This is a genomic window from Microbacterium sp. SCN 71-21, from assembly GCF_001725695.1.
GTDB lineage: Bacteria > Actinomycetota > Actinomycetes > Actinomycetales > Microbacteriaceae > Microbacterium > Microbacterium ginsengisoli.
This window is the reverse complement of the sequence record NZ_MEGA01000028.1, coordinates 1-21,253: the sequence shown is the minus strand read 5'-3', so window position 1 is coordinate 21,253 and position 21,253 is coordinate 1. Positions and strand designations below refer to the sequence as shown.

Genomic DNA, 21,253 nt, shown 5'->3' with positions numbered 1-21,253 from the left:
CCGGGTTCCTTTCGCGGTGCGGTCTCAGTAGGCGAGGCTGCGGTCGACGGCCTCGAGGATGCGGTCGGGGTCGGGCAGGTACACGCCCTCGAGCTTCGCGGGCGGGAAGGGGGTGTCGAAGCCCGACACCCGGATCACCGGCGCCTCCAGCGCGTAGAACGCCTTCTCCGCGACGGTGGCGGCCACCTCGCTTCCGACGCTCACGAAGCCGGGGGCCTCCTGCGCGTAGACCATGCGACCGGTGCGGCGCACGGATTCGAGCACGGGTCCGTAGTCGATCGGCGACAGCGACCGCACGTCGACGACCTCGCAGCTCGTGCCCTCGCTCTCAGCGAGCGCCGCGGCCTGCAGCAGCACCGAGACCATGGCGCCGTGACCGACAAGCGTGACGTCGGTGCCGCGGCGCACGATGCGCGACGCGTGCAGCGGCAGAGCGGATGCCTCGAGGTCGACCTCGCCCTTGTGCCAGTAGCGGCTCTTCGGCTCGAGGAAGACGACCGGGTCGTTGGAGGCGATGGCCTCCTGGATCATCCAGTACGCGTCGTTCGCGGTCGACGGGCTCACGACCCGCAGACCCGGCGTGTGCGTGAAGTAGGTCTCCGGGCTCTCCTGATGGTGCTCGACCGCGCCGATGTGGCCGCCGTAGGGGATGCGGATCACGATCGGCATCGAGAGCACGCCCTCGTGGCGGTTGGTCATCTTGGCGAGCTGCGACGTGATCTGGTCGAACGCGGGGAACACGAACCCGTCGAACTGGATCTCGCACACGGGCCGGAAGCCGGCCATGGCGAGGCCGATCGCGGTGCCGAGGATGCCAGACTCGGCCAGCGGCGTGTCGATCACCCGGCGGTCGCCGAACTCGGCCTGCAGGCCCTCGGTCACCCGGAACACTCCGCCGAGCGGTCCGATGTCCTCACCCATCAGCAGTACCCGCGGGTCATCCGCGAGGGCCTTGCGCAGGCCCGCGTTCAGCGCCTTGCCGAACGGCAGCGTGGTCGTGTCGCTCATGCGTCGCCTCCGTCGAGGGATGCCTCGTAGTCGGCGAGCCAGCGCGCCTGCTCGGCCATCAGCGGGTGATCGTCGGTGTAGACGTGGGCGAACATGCTGGGCGCCTCGGGTGCGGTCAGGGTGACGGCGCGCGTGCGCACGTCATCGGCGTGCGCGGCGGCGCCCTCGTCGACCTCGTCGAAGAAGGCGGCGGATGCCCCGCGGCCCTCGAGGTAGGTGCGCAGGCGCGCGATCGGGTCGCGCAGCGCCCAGCCCTCCTCCTCCGAACCGGTGCGGTACTTCGTGGGGTCGTCGCTCGTGGTGTGCGCACCGCGACGGTAGGTCACCGCCTCGATGGCCGACGGGCCCTCGCCCGCCCGGGCGGCCTCGAGCGCGTGGCGGGTGACGGCGTAGCTGATGAGCACGTCGTTGCCGTCGATGCGGTGGCTCGGCATGCCGTAGCCGTAGCCGCGGCGCGAGAGCGCCGTGCGCGACTGCACCGCGACCGGCACCGAGATCGCCCACTGGTTGTTCTGCAGGAAGAAGACCTGCGGGGTGCGGTAGCTCGCAGCGAAGACCATCGCCTCGTGCACGTCGCCCTGGCTGGACGCGCCGTCGCCGTAGTAGACGATGACTGCCTCGTCGCGCTCGGGGTCGCCGGTGCCGGTGCGGCCGTCGAACACGAGGCCCATGCCGTAGCCGGTGGCGTGCAGGGTCTGCGAACCGAGCACGAGCGTGTAGAGGCGCGTGTTTCCGTTGGCCGGGTCAAGGGGGTTCCAGCCGCCGTGGGAGACGCCGCGCATGAGGCGGATGATGCCGACCGGGTCCACACCGCGGATCGTCGCGACGATGTGCTCGCGGTAGGAGGGGAAGATGTGGTCCTGCGGTCGTGCCGCGCGGATCGAGCCGACCTGTGCGGCCTCCTGGCCGAAGCTCGGCGGCCAGAGGGCGAGCTGGCCCTGCCGCTGCAGGTTGGTCGCCTGCCGGTCGAACGCGCGCGAGGTCACCATGTCGCGGTAGAAGGTCTCGAGGTCGGTCTCGGTGAGCGCCTCGACGAGTGGCAGGAAGGGTTCTGCCGACGGCGTCGGGGCGTACGAGCCGTCGGCGGCCAGCACGCTGATGATCTCGGGGTCGGCGGGCGGGGCCACGTCGTCGAGCGGAGTCACGGTGTCTACGCTAACGCGAGCGCCGGATGCCCCTTCGCGAGAGTATCTACAACGGATGCCGCGATCTGCAGGACCTTCTCGACAGTCTCGGCCTCGCCGATCGAGATGCGCAGGCCGTCGTCCCCGTAGGGACGCACGATGATGCCGCCCTCGTCGAAGGTCGCGGCGATGCGCTGGCTGTCGGCGCGGGTGTCGAGCCAGACGAAGTTGCCCTGCGTCTCGGGCACCCGCCAGCCCTGGGCACGCAAGCCGTCGACGAGGGCCGCGCGCCGGTCGGTGAGCTCGCGCACGCGGTCGAGCAGCTCGGCTTCGGCGTCCAGGCTGACGAGCGCCGCCGACTCGGCCGCAGCCGTCACCGACAGCGGGATGGCGGTGGAGCGGGCGAGGTCGAGCACGCGCCGGTGGCCGACGGCGTAGCCGACACGCAGACCCGCGAGGCCGTACGCCTTGGAGAAGGTGCGCAGGGCGACGACGTTGGGACGGATGACACCGAGCTCGCGCAGCCCGTCGACGGCCTCGGGGTCGGTGACGAACTCGGCGTACGCCTCGTCGAGGATGACGAGCACATCGGCGGGGATCCGCGCGAGGAACTGCTCGAACTCGGTCTGCGTGACGATCGGCCCGGTGGGGTTGTTCGGGCTGCAGACGATGATCAGTCGCGTGCGATCGGTGACCGCAGCGGCCATCGCGTCGAGGTCGTGGCGACCGTCGGCGAGCAGGGGCACCTCGACGGCGGTCGCGCCGGCGATCTTCACGTGCCCGGGATAGGCCTCGAACGAGCGCCACGCGTAGATGATCTCGTCGCCGGGACCGGATGTCGCTAGCACCAGCTGCAGCAGGATCGACACACTGCCGGCAGCGATGTGCACCTCCTCGGCGGTGACCCCGAAACGCTCGGCGAGACGTGCGCGCAGGAGGGCGGCCGAGGCATCCGGGTAGCGGTTCACTCCCGTGGCACCCTGCAGTGCGGCGACGACGCTCGGCAGCGGCTCGAACGGATTCTCGTTGCTCGAGAGCTTGAACGCATCGGCGCCGGCCTGGCGTCCCTGGCGGTACGGGGGGAGCGCCGCGATGTCGGCGCGGGCGCGGATCGGGAGCGAATCGGTCACGTGCCGAGTCTAGGAGCGGGCGCACCGCGGCATCCGCGTCCGGAGCGCTTCCGGCCCGAGGATGCCGCGTGGGAGACTGCGCGCATGGGATTCCTCATCCGCGCCGTCGTGAACGCCTTCGCCATCTGGGTCGTGACCCTGATTCCCGTGTTGGGTGTCGTCGTGATCCCGTTCGCACCCGGCGAGACGCTGCAGCTGGTGATCACACTGCTGGCGGTCGCGGCGATCTTCGCGATCGTGAACTCGATCGTCGGCACGATCGTGAAGATCCTGACCTTCCCCCTCTACGTGCTCACGCTCGGCCTCTTCTCGCTCATCGTGAACGGCTTCCTGCTGTGGCTCACCGCGTGGATCACGGGGCTGTGGAACTGGGGCCTTCGCATCGACGGCTTCTGGTGGGGAGTGGTGGCGGCGATCGTGATCTCGCTCATCAACTGGATCGCCGGCATCATCATCCGGCCCCGCCGCCGCTGACGTCCCCGCCCGTTCGGCTGCCCAGCGGCCTCTGGAGCGACGGGTCGAGACCCGGCGTGGGCGTCGGCGCGGGTGTGGGTACCGCCTCGGCCGAGTAGGCGAAGGTCTCGACGCTGACAGCCGCGTCGTAGACGGCGAGCCGCTGCTCGAGGGCGGCGAGCCGCGGATCACCCGAGGCATCCGCCCGCCGTGCCGTCTCGAGATACGCGCCGCCGTCGTGGGCCGGCATCGTGACGTCGTGCGGGCCGGTGGCGGGGTCGACGACCCGACCGATCGTGACGCCACCGTCCGCGCCGGGAGCGGCCGCGCTCGGCGGAGCGGCGAGGGCGGCGATCGGGTCGTCGTCGTGCCGCACATCGACGACGAGGGTGGCCGGATCGACGTCGACGGCGACGGGGGACCCGAACGTCGCGAGCACGGGCACGTCGTACTCCCCGGATGCCGCGAGGTGGGCGGCGACCATCGCGCCCTGCGAGTAACCCGTGACCTGCACTGTGTCGCCGCGCTGCGCACCCGCGGCTTCGAGCGCCTGTGCGACGGCGGCCGACGAGGTCGACGCGTCACCCCGATACAGCGCGAGGTTCGCGGTGTTGTCCCACGTCGATGACCCGTCGGTGCCGGCGATGTACGCGGCGTACGCCCGGCTGCCGTCGGACATCGTGTAGCGCTCGATACGCACCCGCGCCTCTCCCGTGGGCACGCGCGCGTAGAGGTCGGCCAGCCCGGCGGGGCGGCCGGTCGCAGCGCCCACGGGCTGGGGCAGGAGGGTGACAGCGGGCACGGAGCCGCCCAGACGCGCGCCGCGCGCGACGCGGCCGGGCGCATCGGCACCCCGCAGTGCGCCGCGCGCACCGAGCACGAGCGCGAGAGCGCCGATGCCGAGGGCGCCGGTGAGGCCGACGATCGGCACACCCCACGCGGAGAGCTGGCGCCACACCTCGTCGGAGTGGCCGGTCGCGGCCAGCTCGGAGGCATCGGCGATGTCTGACGCTGCCGGCCATCGCGCCCTGAGTCCGTCGATCGACACGTCGATCTCGGCCACACGACCGTGGTCGCCCGAGGTCTCGGCGAGGGCCCGCTCGGCGCGCAGCTCGACGAGCTCGTACGCGGCCGCTGTGTTCTCGAGCGCGTCGGCGAGGTAGGCGACATCGGCCACCAGCACACCGGTTCCGCTCACGAGCGTCGATGTCGCCACCTCGAATCGGCCGCCGTGAGGGAACACCGCGAAGCTCAGTTCACGCACCCGCCGAGCCGCCTCTCCCGCAGCCGACGCGAGCGGGGCGAGGGCGCGCACCCGCTCGGCCGCGGCGCGCAGGGTCGCGGTGTCGACGGCGACGGTGCCGCCGGAGCGGATGTCGACGTCGCTCACGGCGCCCCCACGCCCGCCAGCAGCGTCGCCTGCACCCAGCGCGCATCATCGGCCGCGACCCGTGCGCGGCGGCGCGTGCGGTCGGCGAGGGAGCACGTGGCATCCCATCGGGTCGCGAAGGCGAGCATCGCCTCGGACTGCCACTGCAGTTCGGGGGCGATGCGGGCGGCGGCGACCGACAGGTCGCCCACCAGGTCGGCGAGGTGGTCGAACGCGGCGATCAGGGCGGCGACCTCGACGGGGGTGGCAGCGGCTGGCATACGGCCACGCTCGCGCACGACATCCCGCACGAGGCAGGTGAGAGCACGACCGGGGGACAAACCGGGCGGTCCCGCCCCTGGGCAGGAGGCCGTGCACGGGGCCAGAATGGAGCAATGCCCTCGTCCGCACCGTTCCGCGTCGTGTTCGTGTGCACCGGCAACATCTGCCGTTCCCCGATGGCCGAGGTCGTGTTCCGCACGCTCGCCCAGCAGGCCGGCCTCGGCGACCGCGTCGCCTCGTCGAGCTCGGGCACCGGCGACTGGCACGTCGGCGAGCGCGCCGACCCCCGCACGCTCGACGCCCTCGAGCGCCGCGGGTACGACGGCAGCCGGCACCGCGCGCGCCAGTTCTCGTTCGCCGACTTCGACTCGAGCGACCTCGTCGTCGTGCTCGACCGCGCCCACGAGCGCATCCTGCGGGGCTGGTCGCGGGACGACAACGACGCAGACAAGATCGCGCTGCTGCGCTCGTTCGACGCGGAGGCGGGCGACCATCTGGACGTGCCCGACCCGTACTACGCCGGCCCCGACAAGTTCGACGGCGTGCTCACTATGATTGAGAAGGCCTGCCGGGCGCTCTTCCGGCAGCTCGAGCCCGCCCTCCGTTCCGCGGGCTGACCTTCTCCCGACAGGAGTCCTCCGTGTCGTCGTCGTTCCCCGTGCAGCCCCTCAGCCCCCTCGACGGCCGGTACCGCGCCGCGGTCGCCGAGCTCGGCGAGTACCTCTCCGAGGCGGGCCTCAACCGCGCCCGCGTCGAGGTGGAGGTCGAGTGGCTGATCGCCCTGACCAACGAGAGCGCGTTCGGCACCTCCCCGCTCGACGAGGTCGCCCAGGACCGACTGCGCCTGCTGTACCTCGACTACGGCCAGGCCGAGATCGACTGGCTCGCCGAGCGCGAGGCCGTCACCCGCCATGACGTGAAGGCCGTCGAGTACCTCGTGCGCGACCGGCTCGCGCAGCTCGGGCTCGACCGGCTCGCCGAGCTCACTCACTTCGCCTGCACGAGCGAGGACATCAACTCCACCGCGTACGCGCTGACCGTCAAGCGTGCCGTGCACGACGTGTGGCTGCCGAAGCTGCGCGCGGTCATCGCCGCCCTGTCGGCCCTCGCCGAGAAGCATCGGGATGCCGCGATGCTCGCCCGCACCCATGGGCAGCCCGCGACCCCCACCACCATGGGCAAAGAGCTCGCGGTGTTCGTCTGGCGTCTTCAGCGGGTCGAGCGGCAGATCGCGGCATCCGAGTTCCTCGCGAAGTTCTCGGGCGCGACCGGCACCTGGTCGGCGCACCTGGCCGCCGCCCCCGACGTCAACTGGCGTCTGGTCGCGAGCCGCTTCATCGAGCACCTCGGGCTCGGGTTCAACCCGCTCACCACGCAGATCGAGTCGCACGACTGGCAGGTCGAGCTGTACGACCGCGTGCGCCATGCCGGGGGCATCCTTCACAATCTCGCGACCGACATCTGGACCTACATCTCGCTCGGCTACTTCGCGCAGATCCCCGTCGCGGGCGCGACGGGATCGTCGACGATGCCGCACAAGATCAACCCGATCCGCTTCGAGAACGCCGAGGCCAACCTCGAGATCTCCGCGGGCATCCTGCAGACGCTCGGACAGACGCTCGTCACGAGCCGCCTGCAGCGCGACCTGACCGACTCGACCACGCAGCGCAACATCGGCGTCGCGTTCGGCCACTCGCTGCTCGCGCTCGACAACCTGCTGCGCGGTCTCGGCGAGATCTCGCTGCGCGACGACGTGCTGCTGGCCGACCTCGACGGCAACTGGGAGGTGCTCGCCGAGGCCATCCAGACCGTCGTGCGGGCGGAGGTCACCGCAGGCAATTCGACGATCACCGACCCCTACGCGCTGCTGAAGGACCTCACGCGCGGGCGGCGGGTCGGGGCATCCGATCTCGCCGACTTCGTCTCGCAGCTCGACATCTCGGATGCCGCGAAGCAGCGCCTGCTGACGCTGACGCCGGCGACGTACACGGGCATCGCGTCGGAGCTCGTCGAGCTGATCTGACGGCGACGGGCGAGCAGCAGCGGCGGCTACGGAGCGTCGGCGCCCGAGTCCGCGTCGTTCTTCTCGGCCTTCTGGGCGTCCTTGGTGAGCAGCACCGGGCCGTCGATGGCCTTCGTGACCTGCGCGGGATCGACCACGAGCACGAGCAGCGCGATGACGACGAGCGTCACGACGAACGTGATGCCTGCGGCGATGAGTCCGATCACCAGGGCGTGCTGGCCCTGACCCGAGAAGCGGTCCTGGAAGAAGCCCATCGAGATCAGCACGACGACGCCCGCGAACACGGCGGCGGCGAGGGCGAGCCCGAGCAGCTGGACGGGCTTGAACAGGTCGCGGCGGGTGGGCTTGTCGGTCATGCGCGGTCCTTCGACGGGTCTGCGGTCGCGAGCGCATCGGCGGGCGCGGTGGGGCGTCGCGGCGAGAGGCCGGCGATCGCGAGGTAGACGGCGATGATGGCGGCGTATCCGCCGAACACGCCGACGCCGATGGCGGTACCCGTGAGGGTGAACGACTGGTTCGCCTCGGCGATGTAGTACGGCAGCACGTACTGCGGGCTGATGAACAGCATCCCCACCGCCAGCAGCACCGTGATGGCCCCGACGATCAGGCCGTCACGGGCATCGGATGCCGCCGCTGTGCCTCGTGCACTGCGGCGCACCGCGCGCCCGCCCGCGATGCCCTCGATGAGCCCGGTGACGAGCGCCCAGACGATGACGAGGACGAACAGCAGCACGGTCGAGCGGATCACGGCGACACCCGCGACCATGCCGGCGACGAGGGTGAGGACGCCGAGCACGAGGGGAAGTGTGCGCTGGCCGCGGGGGTACACGAGCCAGGCCGAGAGCAGGAACACGAGGGCGGTCGTGATCGCGAATCCGCTGAACACCGACAGTCCGACCGAGGCGGAGTGGTCGGCAGAGAACGTGATCATCGCCGCCGCGATCGCCGCGAACACGGCGCGCGCCAACTGCAGGTGGCGCACCTCGAAGGCGCGGGCGGTGGGAGCGTCGGGCACGGGGAAACCTCGGAAAGCGGCAGAGTCGATCAAGTCTACGTCTCGCCGGCTGTGAACCGAGGGGTCCGGTCAGCCCCCGACGGTCGTGAGGGCGGGGTAGTCGGTGTAGCCGCGGGCGTCCGGCCCATAGACGCTCGCCTGGTCGACCGCGTTCTCGTCGGCACCCTCCCGCCAGCGGGCAACGAGGTCGGGGTTCGCGATCAGCGCGCGTCCGACGGCGACGGCGTCCGCGACTCCGGAGGAGACGAGGGTTTCGGCCTCGTCCCGGGTCGTCGGGCTCGCGACTCCGGAGTTGGCGACCACCACGCCGCCGAACCGTCGACGCAGATCCCGCACGAGCGATCCGTCGAGGTCGGGGTGCAGCACGCTGAGGTACGCGAGACCGAGCGGGGCGACCCCGTCGACGAGGGCCTCATAGGTCGCGCGGACGTCCGCGGCATCCTTCTCCCAGACGTCCTGGATGTTGCGCTCCGGCGAGATGCGCAGGCCCACCCGAGCCGCACCGACCTCGGCGGCCACGGCGCGGGTGACCTCGATCACGAAGCGGGCGCGGGCGGCGGGGCTGCCGCCATAGCCGTCGGTGCGCACGTTGGACGCCGGCGAAAGGAACTGGTGCAGCAGGTAGCCGTTGGCGGAATGCACCTCGACCCCGTCGAGTCCGGCGGCGATCGCGCGGCGGGCGGCGAGCACGAACTCGTCGCGCACGATCTCCAGCTCCGCGCCGTCGAGGGCGTGCGGCACGGGATAGGGCTTCTTGGATCCGCCGGGCACCCGCACCTCGCCCTCGATGGCGATCGCCGACGGCGCCACGATGCGCGCCGTTCCGGTGATCTCCGGGTGCGAGACGCGGCCGCCGTTCATGAGCTGGGCGAACACGTGTCCGCCGGCGGCGTGCACCGCGTCGGCGACGAGCGCCCAGCCGGCCGCCTGCTCCTCGGAGGCGATGCCGGGCTGCCCGGGGTACGCCTTCGACTCGGCACTCGGGAAGGTGCCCTCGGTGATGAGCAGACCCGCCGTCGCACGCTGGGCGTAGTACTCGGCGATGAGCGGCGTGGCGACGGCGTCCGTCCCGGCGCGCAGGCGGGTCATCGGCGCCATCACCAGCCGGTTCGGGAGTTCCAGGAGGCCGACGGTGACGGGGGTGAGCAGCTGCACGGGCGGGTCCAATCGATCGGGGATGCCGCCGGACACAACCCGTCGCGGAGGTTGCCTATTCCGTCGGGCGGCGCGGCGCGGCATCCTGGTGTGCACCGCACGTTCACGAGAGGGGTCCCGATGCTCGTGCAGGTCGCCCAGCATGCCGAAGATCTGGCGCGCGCCACCGCCTGGTACTCGACGCTGCTCGCGCGCGAGCCCGTCGCGGCGTTCGATCCGCCGGGGCTCGTGTTCTTCGACCTCGACGGGGTGCGACTGCTCGTCGACCGCGCGGCGCCGTCAGCGCTGATCTACCTGCGTGTCGACGACATCGACGAGGCCGTGGCGCGGGCGCGCGATGCCGGCACCGAGGTGGTCACGCCGCCGCATCCGATCTTCTCCCACCACGACGACAGCCTCGGTCCCGCAGGCTCCGACGAGTGGCAGGCGTTCGTGCGCGACTCGGAGGGGAACCTCGTCGGGCTCGTCGAGCAGCGACTCGGCTGAGCTCAGGCGGCGAGCCGCTGCCGCAGGAAGTCGATGACCGCGGCCCGGGCCGCATGGGTCGGATGCCCCGCCTCGCCCGCGTGCGGATCGGTGAGCACCGAGTGGGCCGAGGTCGGGATGCCATCGGGGTTGCCCGCTGAGGAGTCGATCTCGAACGCGCGCCAGCCCTCGCCGAGCGCCCGCTCGAACGCGGCGAAGCGGGACGCCGGCACGCTGCGGTCGGCGGTGAAGCGCAGACCCAGGGCGCACAGGCCCTCGTCGCGCACGCGGGTGGCAAGGGTCGCCTCGGCGGCCTCGGTGAGTCCGGTGGCGTGCGCGCCGGCGCCGAAGGCGGGCGGCAGGGCGGGCTGCGACAGCACCGGCGCGATGACGGCCGGCTCGACGGCGGCGGCGAGCGCGAAGCCGCCCGAGAAGCACATGCCGATCATGCCGACGCCGGCACCGCCCGACTCGGTGTGCAGGTCGCGCGCGAGCGCGCGGAGGTAGGACGTGACCGGCCGATCGGCCCGGCGGGCGAACGCCGCGAACTCGCGCGACACGCACATGCGCAGGGCGGAGGCCGCGAGGTAGCCGCCGGTCGCGGGACGACCCGGAGTGCCGATGATCGAGGGCACCGCGACGCGGAACCCCGCCTCGACGAGCAGGTCGGCGAGGCCGATCACCTCGGGGGTCGCACCGGGGATCTCGGGGACCAGAACGACGCCGGGGCCGGTGCCGCGTCGGAACACCCGGTGGGTGAGGCCCGCGGCGGTGAAGTCTGCGGCATCCCATCTCTCGTCGAAGCCGTCGCTCACATCACTCCCTCGGTCGTCGCCGTCGCTCGCGCGCCGCGCCGGGATCGTGTCCCGCTCCGGTGAGCTCATCCGGGTCGGTGCGGTAGGCGGCCACGATCATGGCGTTCGCGGTCGCGATGAACGGCACCGCGAAGAAGGCGCCTGCGATGCCCGCGAGGGCGGCGCCCGTCGCGACGCCGAGCACGACGCCCAGCGGATGCACCTTGACCGCGCTTCCGGTGAGCAAGGGGTGCAGCACGTGGCTCTCGACCTGCTGCACGAGGATCACGATGCCGAGCATGATCACCGCGTGCACCCAGCCGTTGAACAGCAGTGCGATGCCGACGGCGACGATGCCGCCGACGATCGCTCCGACGACCGGCACGAACGCGCCGAGGAACACGATCACCGCGATCGGGATCGCCAGCGGCACCCCGAGGATCGCGGCTCCCACGCCGATGCCGATCGCATCGGTGCCCGCGACGACCAGCTGCACGCGGATGAAGCTCGTGAGGGTGCGCCACCCGGCGTGGCCGGCGGCGGTGAGGCGGGGGCGCGCCGCACGCGGCCACACGCGGACGAACCAGCGCCACATGCGGGGTCCGTCGATCAAGGCGAACAGCGTCACGAAGATCACGATGAAGATGCCCTCGATCGCGTGCACGATGCCGAGCCCTGCGGCGGCGAAGCCGGTGCCGATGTCGCTGGCGTGGGTCTGGATGTAGGTGACGATGTCCGAGATCCACGTGTCGAGCTGCTGATCGGTGATGCCGAACGGCTGGGTGGCGAGGAAGTCCTTCGCGGAGGCCACGACGGTGGTGATCTGGTGCTCGATCTTCGGCAGCTCGTAGCGGATCTGGATGGCCACGATGAAGGAGAGCAGCCCCAGCGCGGCGAAGACCGCGATCCACGAGGTGATGATCGCGAGCCACTTGGGCCAGTGATGCCGCTGCAGGAAGCTCGAGAAAGGGACGAGCAACGCCGAGAGCACGAGACCGATGAGGAACGGGATGACCACCTCGGACAGATGCACCGCCACCAGGAGCACCACCGCGAGCGCCGCGATGATCACCAGCAGGCGCCAGGCGAACGCCGCCCCGATCTTCAGGCCTGCCGGCACCGGGTCGGGTGCGGCGGGGGCCGGGGAGGCCGGCGGGGAGGCACGCCGCGAGAAGAGCGTCATGGGGTCGAACATACGCCTGTCGGGATGTCGCGGCCTCCCGCTACCGTGACCACATGTCCCCCCGCGACGACGTGATGTCCTGGCTGCTCGATTCCGACCCGGCCTTGCGCTGGCAGGTCGAGCGCGACCTCGTCGGCGTGCCCGAGGCGGTGTGGCAGGCGACGCGCGCGCGGGTGCCCCGCGAGGGCATGGGTGCCGCGCTCCTCGCCCGGCAGGACGCCGACGGCCAGTGGGCGGGCGGTGCGTTCTTCCCCGCCGACTTCACCGAGGAGCAGCGCGCCGACGGGCAGCCCTGGACGGCGACCACCTGGAGCCTGAAGCAGCTGCGCGAGTGGGGGGTGGCGGCATCCGTCCTCGACGGCACGGCGGAGAAGCTGCGCACGCACGCGCGGTGGGAGTACGACGATCTGCCGTACTGGGACGGCGAGGTCGACTGCTGCATCAACGGCTACACCCTCGCCGCCGGGGCGTGGCTCGGGGTGGACGTCTCGGGCATCGCCCGGTGGTTCGTCGAGCACCGTCAGCCCGACGGCGGCTGGAACTGCGAGTGGGTCGAGGGATCGACGCGGTCCTCGTTCCCCTCGACCCTCAATGCACTCGAGGGTGTGCTCGCCTACGAGCGGGCCGGGCTCGGCTTCCCCGAACTGACTGCCGCCCGCCACGGTGCCGAGCAGTACCTGCTCGAGCGGCGGGCGCTCTACGGTCTGCGCAGCGGCGAGCCGGTGGTGCCGTATGTGCACCATCTGGCGTACCCGTTCCGGCATGTCTACAGCGCACTGCACGCGGCCGACTACTTCCGTGCAGCCGCCCTGTTCGACGGGGTCGCCCCCGACCCGCGGCTCGCCGACGCGATCGCGTCGATCCGGTCGAAGCGGGGCGACGACGGGCGCTGGGTGCAGGAGCATCGACACCCCGGCGCCGTCTGGTTCGACGTCGACGTGCCCGAGGGCGAGGCGTCGCCGTGGCTCACGTTCCTGTCGCTGCGGGTGCTCGAGTGGTGGGATGCCGCATCCGCCCTTGCCCCTCGAGGAGCGGGCGCCTAGCGTCGGAACCGTCCACGACCGTCACCCCGTTCGGAGGCTCACATGACCACGCGTCTCATCCCCTACATCCAGTTCGCCGGCGCCGCCCGCGAGGCGATGACCTTCTATCAGGAGGTGTTCGGCGGAGAGCTGACCATCTCGACGTTCGGCGATTTCGGCATGCCCGGAGCCGACCCTTCTCACGTGATGCACTCGGAGCTCAAGGCCGACGGCTTCGATCTGATGGGCGCCGACGGTCTCGAGCCCGACCAGGTCGTGGGTGAGACCCGCATCTCGGCCGCGTTCATGAGCGACGAGGTCGAGCGCGTGCTCGGCTGGTTCGCGCGGTTCAGCGACGGCGGCACGGTGCGCCAGCCGCTCGAGAAGCAGGTGTGGGGCGACATGTACGGCGAGGTGACCGACCGGTTCGGCGTGCGCTGGATGTTCAACGTCGCCCTCCCTGGCGACGACGCCCCGCTCGCCTGACGTCGCCCACGGCTCAGAGCACGAGAGTCGCGGCGGCGCGCCTCCCGGCCTCGCGCACCCACAACGCCGCCTCGGCGCGCGCGGCCTCTCCCGACCCGGCGAGGTCGGTGAGCGAGTAGGCGGCGCGAAAGCCCGCGGTGGTCGGGTCGGCGACGAGTCGCCCGGCGACGAGCAACGCGGAGACCCCGCGATCGGCCGCCATCCCGGCGACAATCGCGGGGGCCTTTCCCGCGGCCGTCTGTCCGTCGAACGAGCCCTCGCCCGTCACCACGACGTCGGCGCGGTCGAGGTCGGCGGGGAGTCCGATCGTGCGGGCGACCTGTCCGGCACCGGAGGCGGCCGTGGCGCCCCAGGCGCGCAGCGCGAACCCCACCCCGCCCGCGGCTCCCGCGCCCGCCGCGTCGGGGTCGCCGGGCAGCAGCCCGCCGAGCCGGGCGAGTGCGGCGTCGACACGGGCGATGGCCTCGCCGTCGAGCCCCTTCTGGGGTCCGAAGACGGATGCCGCGCCGCGCTCTCCGAGCAGCGGGTTGCTCACATCCGACAGCACGACCGCCCCGCAGGTCGGCAGCGGGCGCAGGCCCGACAGGTCGAGATGCGCCAGATCGAGCAGCCCTCGTGCGCCGTGCGCGATCGGGGAGCCCGCGGCATCCGTGAACCGGGCGCCGAGCGCGGTCAGCATGCCGGTGCCGCCGTCGGTGGATGCGCTGCCGCCCACCGCGAGCAGCAGGCGCGACACCCCCGCGTCGAGCGCGGCGGCGATCGCCTCGCCGAAGCCGACCGACTGCGCATCCCACGGGAGGCGGCGCGATCCGAGCAGTTCGAGCCCGGAGGTGGCGGCGAGCTCGACCACGGCGATGCCGTGCGGAGCGTCGGGCGTGGGCGGGAGCCGCAGCCACGCGGACTCGACCCGCGCACCGTCGGGCCCGGTCACCGCGACCGGCTCGCGCACCGATCCGGGCACGGCGCGCGCGATCGCGTCGAGGGTTCCCTCGCCGCCGTCGGCCATCGGTCGGGAGATGAGGTGGTCACCGGGGCGCGCCGAGCGCCACCCGGCGATGAACGCGTCGGCGACAGCGGGGGCCGACAGGGTCTCTTTGAAGCTGTCGGGGGCGACGACCACGGTGAGCGCGGTCGCGGTCACCTCGTCGTGAACGGACATGAGAGCACCGTCGCACACCAGGTTCGGCGTCAGCCGAGAAGTGTTCCCTGGTGGAAGCGCAGCGCGGGTCTGCCCGTCGAGACGTCCCAGATCGACGACCGCCGGCTGGGGCGCTCCCCGCCGATGCGGTACGTCACGAGCACGTGGGTATCGCCGAGCGCCGCGACCTGCCACTCGTCGGTCGGCGGGATCTCCCGAGCGTCCGGTTCGGCGGCGAGCGCTGCGACGATCTCGTCGCGCGTCCACAGCGCGCCGGACGCACCGATCTCGGTGAACGACGGATGCAGCAGCGCGGCCAGGGCGATCGGGTCGCGGCGCACGAGCGGGTCGAGAAGCGACAGTTCGAGCGCCCGGAGGGTCGCGGCATCCGTCATGGGGTCAGTGTGCCACCGGCGCGTCGGGTGCGCCCGGTCTCAGTGGCGACGAGCGAGCACGATGCTGTCGTGGAAGGTGCGCAGCTCGCCGTCGCGGGCGAGCGATTCGCGCTGCCGCTCCTCCGCGATGAGCACGGTCCATTCGGCCGGGTCGAGCGCGAGGGCCGCGACATCTTCGGCCGGAGTGGGGAACCAGCGCGGCGCGGGCGCGGTGGGGTCAGAGTGGCCGCCGCCGTGGCCGTGGTCGTGCGGGGCACCGCCCTCGCGATCGTGGCCGGGTGCGGGGTGGTTGCCGTCATGGCCGTGGTCGTGACCGTGCCCGGCACCCGGGCTCCCCGGCGGCGGCGCGGCATGGGAGGTGATCAGCAGGTGTCCGCCGGGCGCGACCCGCTCAGCCGCGGCCCGCAGGATCTCCTCCCGTGGCAGGTCGACGGGCGAGTGCAGAAAGCTCGCCGTCACGAGGTCGAAGGTCTCGTCGACGTCGAGCGCCGCGAGATCGCCGGCGACGAAACGAGCGGATGCCGCATCCGCCCCCGCGTCCGCCGCGGCGGCGCGAGCGCGCCCGATCGCCGTGACCGAGATGTCGATGCCCGTGGCGCGCCACCCGTGCGCGGCGAGCCAGAGCACGTCGCCGCCCTCCCCGCAGCCGAGGTCGAGGGCGGAGCCCGCGGGGAGCGTGGCCGCGATGTCGGCCAGCACGGCGTTCACGCGGCCCGACCAGACCTGCGTGCTCGCGGCGTAGCGGTGCTCCCAGAAGTCGGCGGGTGCGATCTCGGGCCACCGGTCGCGGTCGGCGTGCACCCGCGCGACATCCTCGTCGACGAGTGCGGCGTTCACCGCGGCTCCCGCCGTCGCCCCCGCGGCCATGCTCATCGGCACGTTCGCCATGGGGGTGACGACGTTGCCGGCGGCCCAGATACGCGGATGCGCGGTGCGGCCCGTCGCATCGACCTCGATCACCGAGCCTGTGGGGCTGTCGACACGCGGCAGGTCGAGACCGGCGAGCACGTCGTCGTGGGGGGTCAGGTCGCCGCCCGTGAAGACGGCGTCGAGAGCGAGCATCGTGCCGTCGGCGAGGCGCACACCCGTGACATCCGGCCCGTCGCCCACGATCTCGACGACGCGCTGGGGCACGAGACGGATGCCACGCGCGCGCAGTCGCAGATCGTCGTCGATCGAGAGCGGTCCGAGGTCTGCGGTGAACAGGGTGACGTCGGCGCTCCACTGCCGCACGAGCTGCGCCTGATGCAGGGAGAGCGGCGAGGTCGCGAGCACGCCGAGGCGGCGGGAGCGCACCTCCCAGCCGTGGCAGTAGGGGCAGTGCAGCACGCCGGCGCCCCACCGTTCGGCGAGCCCCGCCACGGCGGGCAGCACATCGCTCGCTCCGGTGGCGACGAGGAGCGCGCGCGCCGTGCGGCGCGCCCCGTCGTCGGTGACGACCGTGATGTCGTCGTCGGTCGCCTCGACCGCGACCGCGCGCGCCTCGATGACGCCGACGCCGTAGCCGGATGCCTCATCCCGCCCTCTCGCGAGCAGGTCGGCCGGGGGCGTCCCGTCGTGCCCGAGCACGCCGTGCACGTGGGAGGCGGTGCGATTGCGGGGCTTGCCGGCGTCGATCACGAGCGTGCGGCGACGGGCGCGGCCGAGCAGCTGCGCGGCGCTGAGCCCGGCGATGCCGCCGCCGAGGATGATCACGTCGAGATCGGGATGCATGTCGACAAGTCGACGACACCGCGGGACAATCATGCAAGTTCGTTTGCGAGATCAGCAAGGAGCGTCGATGGATGCCGCGATCGCCCAGGTCGGCCCGAGGGTGCGCGCCGCGCGGCACGCGCGCGACTGGACACTCGATGACCTCGCCCGCCGCGCGGGGCTGTCGGTCAGCACTCTCTCGCGCCTCGAATCCGGCAAGCGCGGGGCGAGTCTCGAGCTGCTGCTGCCGGTGACGCGGGCCCTCGGCATCCGCATCGACGACCTGCTGCCGCCGCACGATCGGGATCCGCGGGTGCGGCGACCCGTGATCCGCCGCGACGGTCTGATCATCGCGCCGCTCACGCACGAGAGCGCGCCGGTGCAGACCCTGCGCATCACGTACCCGGCCGACAGGCCCCTGCCCGAACCTCGCGTGCACGACGGGTTCGAGTGGCTCTATGTGCTCTCGGGGCGGCTGCGGCTGCGGCTCGGCGACCAGGATCTCGAGCTCGCTCCGGGCGAGGCGGCCGAGTTCGACACCCGCACCCCGCACGCGATGGGTGCGGCAGGCGGCGCGCCCGCTGAGGTGCTGAGCATCTTCAACGGCGACGGCGAGCGCATGCACACCCGCGTGCGCACCTCCGGCTGAGCCGGTCAGGCGCCGCCGAAGCGCTCGGTGCGCACCCTCAGCGGCGGGTGGCCGAGATCGACGAGCATGCCGGCCACGGCCTCGACGAACGGGGTCGGACCGCACACGAACACGAGCGGCCGGACGGACGGCGAGAGGGTGGATGCGGCCAGCCCCGCGGCATCCACCCGACCGACCCGACCCGCCCAGGTCTCGGGAGCGGAGCGGGTGTAGATCCAGTCGACGTCGATGCCCCGGGCGGCGAGCGCCGCGATCTCGTCGCGGTAGAGCGCGTCGGCGGGCGACCGCACCGAGGTGAGCAGACGCATCGGCGCGGCCGACGACGACGCGGCGCGGGCGCGCGCCATCGACAGCAGGGGCACCACACCCGATCCCCCGGCGATGAGCTGCACCGGTGAGGGGTCGGTGTCGTGCCAGACGAAGTAGCCGCCGAGCGGACCCTTCACCTCGACGGTGTCACCCGGGCGGGCGTCGCGCACGAAGTAGGGCGAGACCTCTCCATCCGGGACCTCGTCGATCGCGAGCTCGATCGTGGTCGACGAGCCGCTGTCCGCGAGCGAGTACGAGCGCTCGGCCCGATAGCCGTCCTCGGCCGTAAGCCGCACGTCGAGATGCTGACCCGGCAGGCTCCCCGCCCACCCCGGCACGTCGAGGGTGAGCACCACCGCGTGCGAGGCGGTCGGCCGCACCGACGTGATCGTGGCGGGCAACCAGTCCGAGGTCACGCGTAGCGCTCTTCACGCCACGGATCGCCGTGACGGTGGTAGCCGTTCTGCTCCCAGAAGCCCGGGGCATCCTTCTTCTGCATCACAAGCCCGCGAACCCACTTGGCGCTCTTCCAGAAGTAGAGGTGCGGCACGAGCAGTCGCGCCGGGCCCCCGTGCACCGGTTCGAGGGCACGACCGTCGAACTCATGCGCGATCCAGGCCTGTCCGCCGAGAAGGTCGGCCATCGGCACGTTCGTCGTGTACCCGCCGTAGCAGTGCACCATGGCGTACGCGAAGTCGCTGTCGACGGCGGCCATGATCGTGTCGAGCGACACACCGCGCCAGCTGGTGCCGAGCTTCGACCAGCGAGTGACGCAGTGGATGTCGGTGTGCACCTCCTCCTGCGGCAGCGCGAGGAGGTCGCTCCAGGTCCAGGTGGTCGTGAAGCCCTTCTCGGTGCGCACACTGAAGCGCCACTCATCGAGGTCGACGCGGGGCGTGGGCCCGGCCGAGAGCACCGGGAAGTCGTCGGTGAGGTACTGGCCGGGCGGCACCGCCGGATCGGGGGCGCGGCGGCGGCCGGTGAAACCTCGGGTGATGTTCGCCATGACGGCCCTCCGTCGGGGGTGCGGAGCTCGGTGAGCTCTATCCTCCCAGAGCGGGGGATGCCGCGGGCTCGACGCGCGCATCGGGGCGACGCAGCCGCAGCACGGCGGCGAGCGCGGCGAACACGGCGACCCCGACGCCGTAGCCGTAGGTGACGGCGCTGAGTCCGAGCACCTGCACCAGGAACCCTGCCGCGACGACGGGGAGCGCCATCGCGAGATAGGACACCATGAAGATCACGGCGAACACGTCGGCGCGTGCGGTCGCGGGGATGTGCGGCGCGAGCGAGCGGATGACCCCGAAGAACGCGGTGCCGAAGCCCGAGCCGGCGACGGCGACCGCGACGAAGTAGCCGACCAGCGATGAGGTCGAGAGGGCCACGAGGGTGAGCAGGGTGCCGACGGCGAGCGCCGACGTGCCGTATATCGTGACGACCCGCGCGCTGCGGCGCCGGATGAGGAAGGCGGAGAGCGCGCCGGAGCCGGCCAGCAGCGAGACGGCGAATCCCTGCCACAGGTGAGCCGAGACCCCGAGCTCTGCGTGCACGATGCTGGGGCCGAGGGAGAGGAACAGGCCGCCCGTGGCCCAGCCCGCGAAGATCGCCGGAACGCTGTTGAGGAACAAAGCGCGCATCGAGCGGGGCACGCCGATGCGGATGCGGAACGACGCGAGCACTCCCGGCAGGCGCGGGGCGGTCTCGGGGGCGAGCCAGACGAGGGCGGCGAGCACGAGGTAGAGCGCCGTGAGCGGCGCGAACATCGCGGTGAAGGCGTCGGGTGTGACATCCAGCAGGATGCCGGGGATGACCGCGCCGACCGCGAGTCCCGCCATCGGCGCGACGGCGTTCCACACGGCGGCCGACCCCGAGCGCGACGCCGGTTCGAGGTCGATGACCGCGGCCGAGAGCGCGGAGAGGAGGAGTCCGCTCGCGATCCCCTGCACGATGCGCGCCGCGATGAGGAGCGCGATCGAGTGCGCGTTCCAGAAGAGGAAGACGCTGGCGGCGAGGAGCACCAGGCCCGCACTGATCGCGGGGCGGCGGCCGACGTAGTCCGAGATCGATCCGGCGAGCAGCAGGGTCGCGAGGAGTGCGAGGGCGTAGACCGCGAACACGACCGTGGTCGTGGCGGCGTCGAATCCGATGCGCACGGCGAGCACCGAGTAGAAGGGCGAGGGTGCGCTGGCGCCCGCCATCATCGCGGTCACGCTCAGGATCGCGAGCGCGAAGCCGTAGGTGAACCGGCGGCTCGCCCGAGCGATCGGCGTCGGGGATGTCGACATCCTTGCTCCTTCAGGGTTCGAAAGATTTCGAATAGTAGGAGGCTACTCCCGTTTTCAGGATCGTCCAACTATTGTCGAACCATGACCGGCTCCGCGGACCTCCCGCACCCTGATCGCTCCGAGATCACTCTGACCGGCGTGCTCTTCGCCCTCAGCGACCCTGACCGGCTCGACATCGCCCGCCAGCTCGTCGATGGACCGCTCGACATGGCCGCCTGCCATCTCAGCGACCCGACGATCCCGAAGTCGACGAAGTCGCACCTCATGAAGGTGCTGCGCGAAGCCGGTGTCATCCGCAACGACCCGCAGGGCCGTGGTCGCCGGCTCACCCTGCGCGACGACGACCTCAACGCGCTCTTCCCCGGTGTGCTCGACGCCGTGCTCGGTGCCGCGCGGGTCGCGCCCGAGGCTCGGGTCTAGCGAACGCCTCATCGAGCTCGGATCGACCCGCCGCGGAAGGGATACTGAGCGGGTGACCTCCCCCAGCCCCGGCACTCGCCCCTCCACGCGCGCAGTCGTGTTCGGTGGGGGTGGGTCGACGGGCAACGCGTGGTCGATCGGCGTCGTGCACGCGCTGGCAGCGCACCGGGTCGATGTGACGTCGGCGCACCTCACGATCGGCACCTCGGCGGGCGCCACCGTCGCGGCGCAGCTGTGCGCCGCCTCCGCCGCCGAGCTCTTCGCGCGCGCCCTCGCGCCCCTCCCGACGAATCGGGCGCCGTCGCCTCCTGCTCGACGGCCGCCCGGCGCGGTGTCAGCGCAACTGGATCGCACGGCGCGCCTGATCGCGGAGGCGGCCGATCCGACCGACCTGCGACGCCGCCTCGGACTCGCCGCGATCGAGCTCGACGTCACCGGGCCGGCCGACTGGCGCGACGCGTGGCGCGCCACCGTGAGGGAGCGAGTGGGAGACGCGTCCTGGCCCGATCGCGAGCTGCGCGTGACGGCGGTCGACGCTGACAGCGGCGAACCCGTGGTCTTCGACCCGCACAGTGGAATCTCCCTCGTCGACGCCGTCGCCGCCAGCTGCGCCAGCGGCCGCGCATACCGCATCGGCGACCGTCGCTACATCGACGGCGGATACCGGCGCAGCTCGGAGAACGCCGACCTCGCCGCCGGATATGACCGCGTGCTCGTGCTCTCGCCCTTCGGCGGCCGAGTGCGTACGCCGACGGCATGGCGACAGGGCCTCGCCCACCAGGTCGACGAACTGCGGGAGTCCGGCAGCATCGTCGAGACGCTCCTGCCGGACTCCGACGTCGAGCACCTGTTCGGT

25 protein-coding genes are annotated in these 21,253 nt (G+C 72.1%); 9 read left to right on the top strand and 16 right to left on the bottom strand.

From position 1 onward, the window contains the following. Nucleotides 1-24: 24 nt before the first annotated feature. From ABT08_RS06055 to ABT08_RS06045, 3 genes are read right to left on the bottom strand one after another with little or no spacing between them, the layout of a single operon-like run. Nucleotides 25-1,008, bottom strand: a complete 984-nt coding sequence (locus ABT08_RS06055; protein ID WP_056518790.1) for an alpha-ketoacid dehydrogenase subunit beta — start codon at nucleotides 1,006-1,008, stop codon at nucleotides 25-27. After that, nucleotides 1,005-2,153, bottom strand: coding sequence for a thiamine pyrophosphate-dependent enzyme (locus ABT08_RS06050; protein WP_045247040.1), 1,149 nt, complete (start codon nucleotides 2,151-2,153; stop codon nucleotides 1,005-1,007). Before ABT08_RS06050 ends, ABT08_RS06055 begins: the two co-directional genes overlap by 4 nt. Before the next feature lie 5 nt (nucleotides 2,154-2,158). After that, the gene (locus ABT08_RS06045; protein ID WP_288114256.1) at nucleotides 2,159-3,262 is read right to left on the bottom strand and encodes a histidinol-phosphate transaminase; all 1,104 of its coding nucleotides are present in this window, start codon (nucleotides 3,260-3,262) and stop codon (nucleotides 2,159-2,161) included. A gap of 84 nt (nucleotides 3,263-3,346) precedes the next feature. On the opposite strand from ABT08_RS06045, the gene ABT08_RS06040 reads away from it, so the two are divergent. Continuing rightward, on the top strand, nucleotides 3,347-3,736 hold the full coding sequence (locus ABT08_RS06040) for a phage holin family protein (RefSeq protein WP_045247042.1): 390 nt from the start codon (nucleotides 3,347-3,349) through the stop codon (nucleotides 3,734-3,736). Here ABT08_RS06040 and ABT08_RS06035 read toward each other — a convergent pair. Together ABT08_RS06035 and ABT08_RS06030 are read right to left on the bottom strand one after the other, a co-directional pair. Continuing rightward, complete coding sequence (locus ABT08_RS06035; protein ID WP_288114255.1) at nucleotides 3,714-5,105, bottom strand: hypothetical protein; 1,392 nt, start codon at nucleotides 5,103-5,105, stop codon at nucleotides 3,714-3,716. The genes ABT08_RS06040 and ABT08_RS06035 overlap by 23 nt on opposite strands. Continuing rightward, on the bottom strand, nucleotides 5,102-5,365 hold the full coding sequence (locus tag ABT08_RS06030) for a hypothetical protein (protein ID WP_045247044.1): 264 nt from the start codon (nucleotides 5,363-5,365) through the stop codon (nucleotides 5,102-5,104). The genes ABT08_RS06035 and ABT08_RS06030 overlap by 4 nt, the downstream gene beginning before the upstream one ends. A gap of 114 nt (nucleotides 5,366-5,479) precedes the next feature. Between ABT08_RS06030 and ABT08_RS06025 the strand changes: the two genes are divergently transcribed. Beyond that, nucleotides 5,480-5,983 (top strand): low molecular weight protein-tyrosine-phosphatase, encoded by a 504-nt coding sequence (locus ABT08_RS06025; RefSeq protein ID WP_045247045.1) that lies wholly within the window; start codon nucleotides 5,480-5,482, stop codon nucleotides 5,981-5,983. Beyond that, nucleotides 5,980-7,389, top strand: coding sequence for an adenylosuccinate lyase (purB, locus tag ABT08_RS06020; RefSeq protein ID WP_045247046.1), 1,410 nt, complete (start codon nucleotides 5,980-5,982; stop codon nucleotides 7,387-7,389). The genes ABT08_RS06025 and purB overlap by 4 nt, the downstream gene beginning before the upstream one ends. Nucleotides 7,390-7,415: 26 nt before the next feature. Here the strand turns inward: purB and ABT08_RS06015 are convergent, their stop codons facing one another. From ABT08_RS06015 to ABT08_RS06005, 3 genes are all read right to left on the bottom strand, one after another. Next, nucleotides 7,416-7,745 (bottom strand): hypothetical protein, encoded by a 330-nt coding sequence (locus tag ABT08_RS06015; RefSeq protein WP_056207353.1) that lies wholly within the window; start codon nucleotides 7,743-7,745, stop codon nucleotides 7,416-7,418. Further along, complete coding sequence (locus ABT08_RS06010) at nucleotides 7,742-8,404, bottom strand: hypothetical protein (protein ID WP_045247048.1); 663 nt, start codon at nucleotides 8,402-8,404, stop codon at nucleotides 7,742-7,744. The genes ABT08_RS06015 and ABT08_RS06010 overlap by 4 nt, the downstream gene beginning before the upstream one ends. A 69-nt stretch (nucleotides 8,405-8,473) precedes the next feature. Continuing rightward, nucleotides 8,474-9,559 (bottom strand): alkene reductase, encoded by a 1,086-nt coding sequence (locus ABT08_RS06005; protein ID WP_288114252.1) that lies wholly within the window; start codon nucleotides 9,557-9,559, stop codon nucleotides 8,474-8,476. A gap of 120 nt (nucleotides 9,560-9,679) precedes the next feature. Here ABT08_RS06005 and ABT08_RS06000 point away from each other — a divergent pair, with 120 nt between their 5' ends. After that, on the top strand, nucleotides 9,680-10,045 hold the full coding sequence (locus ABT08_RS06000; RefSeq protein ID WP_056207356.1) for a VOC family protein: 366 nt from the start codon (nucleotides 9,680-9,682) through the stop codon (nucleotides 10,043-10,045). Between the two features lie 2 nt (nucleotides 10,046-10,047). On the opposite strand, the gene ABT08_RS05995 is transcribed toward ABT08_RS06000, so the two are convergent. Beyond that, entirely contained in the window at nucleotides 10,048-10,839 is a 792-nt protein-coding gene (locus ABT08_RS05995) for a dienelactone hydrolase family protein (RefSeq protein ID WP_045247051.1), read from the bottom strand. A gap of 1 nt (nucleotide 10,840) precedes the next feature. Next, complete coding sequence (locus tag ABT08_RS05990; RefSeq protein ID WP_162237840.1) at nucleotides 10,841-12,001, bottom strand: AI-2E family transporter; 1,161 nt, start codon at nucleotides 11,999-12,001, stop codon at nucleotides 10,841-10,843. A 53-nt stretch (nucleotides 12,002-12,054) separates the two neighbouring features. On the opposite strand from ABT08_RS05990, the gene ABT08_RS05985 reads away from it, so the two are divergent. Both ABT08_RS05985 and ABT08_RS05980 read left to right on the top strand, forming a co-directional pair. Further along, nucleotides 12,055-13,044, top strand: a complete 990-nt coding sequence (locus tag ABT08_RS05985) for a squalene cyclase (protein ID WP_288114251.1) — start codon at nucleotides 12,055-12,057, stop codon at nucleotides 13,042-13,044. 42 nt (nucleotides 13,045-13,086) lie between these two features. Next, a complete protein-coding gene (locus tag ABT08_RS05980; protein ID WP_056207363.1) occupies nucleotides 13,087-13,509 on the top strand; it encodes a VOC family protein in 423 nt (140 codons plus the stop codon). A gap of 13 nt (nucleotides 13,510-13,522) precedes the next feature. Here the strand turns inward: ABT08_RS05980 and ABT08_RS05975 are convergent, their stop codons facing one another. The 3 genes from ABT08_RS05975 to ABT08_RS05965 are packed head-to-tail and all read right to left on the bottom strand — an operon-like array spanning nucleotide 13,523 to nucleotide 16,755. Further along, nucleotides 13,523-14,668, bottom strand: a complete 1,146-nt coding sequence (locus ABT08_RS05975) for a glycerate kinase (protein ID WP_056207365.1) — start codon at nucleotides 14,666-14,668, stop codon at nucleotides 13,523-13,525. Between the two features lie 29 nt (nucleotides 14,669-14,697). Next, nucleotides 14,698-15,042: a nuclear transport factor 2 family protein gene (locus ABT08_RS05970; RefSeq protein WP_056207367.1), complete on the bottom strand. Its 345-nt coding sequence runs from the start codon at nucleotides 15,040-15,042 to the stop codon at nucleotides 14,698-14,700. Nucleotides 15,043-15,081: 39 nt separating this feature from the next. Continuing rightward, nucleotides 15,082-16,755, bottom strand: coding sequence for an FAD-dependent oxidoreductase (locus ABT08_RS05965; protein WP_288114248.1), 1,674 nt, complete (start codon nucleotides 16,753-16,755; stop codon nucleotides 15,082-15,084). 67 nt (nucleotides 16,756-16,822) lie between these two features. On the opposite strand from ABT08_RS05965, the gene ABT08_RS05960 reads away from it, so the two are divergent. Further along, on the top strand, nucleotides 16,823-17,383 hold the full coding sequence (locus tag ABT08_RS05960) for a helix-turn-helix domain-containing protein (protein WP_045247057.1): 561 nt from the start codon (nucleotides 16,823-16,825) through the stop codon (nucleotides 17,381-17,383). A gap of 5 nt (nucleotides 17,384-17,388) precedes the next feature. On the opposite strand, the gene ABT08_RS05955 is transcribed toward ABT08_RS05960, so the two are convergent. Genes ABT08_RS05955 through ABT08_RS05945 form a run of 3 tightly spaced genes read right to left on the bottom strand, consistent with a single transcriptional unit; the run spans nucleotide 17,389 to nucleotide 19,977 of the window. Beyond that, nucleotides 17,389-18,108: an FAD-binding oxidoreductase gene (locus tag ABT08_RS05955; protein ID WP_048809201.1), complete on the bottom strand. Its 720-nt coding sequence runs from the start codon at nucleotides 18,106-18,108 to the stop codon at nucleotides 17,389-17,391. Further along, nucleotides 18,105-18,698 (bottom strand): sulfite oxidase-like oxidoreductase, encoded by a 594-nt coding sequence (locus tag ABT08_RS05950; protein ID WP_288114245.1) that lies wholly within the window; start codon nucleotides 18,696-18,698, stop codon nucleotides 18,105-18,107. The genes ABT08_RS05955 and ABT08_RS05950 overlap by 4 nt, the downstream gene beginning before the upstream one ends. Nucleotides 18,699-18,735: 37 nt before the next feature. Further along, complete coding sequence (locus ABT08_RS05945) at nucleotides 18,736-19,977, bottom strand: MFS transporter (protein ID WP_056207374.1); 1,242 nt, start codon at nucleotides 19,975-19,977, stop codon at nucleotides 18,736-18,738. Between the two features lie 81 nt (nucleotides 19,978-20,058). Here ABT08_RS05945 and ABT08_RS05940 point away from each other — a divergent pair, with 81 nt between their 5' ends. Further along, nucleotides 20,059-20,397, top strand: a complete 339-nt coding sequence (locus ABT08_RS05940) for an ArsR/SmtB family transcription factor (protein WP_056207376.1) — start codon at nucleotides 20,059-20,061, stop codon at nucleotides 20,395-20,397. Between the two features lie 52 nt (nucleotides 20,398-20,449). Further along, nucleotides 20,450-21,253: patatin-like phospholipase family protein (locus ABT08_RS05935; protein WP_288114242.1), on the top strand; the 804-nt coding region annotated here is incomplete at its 3' end.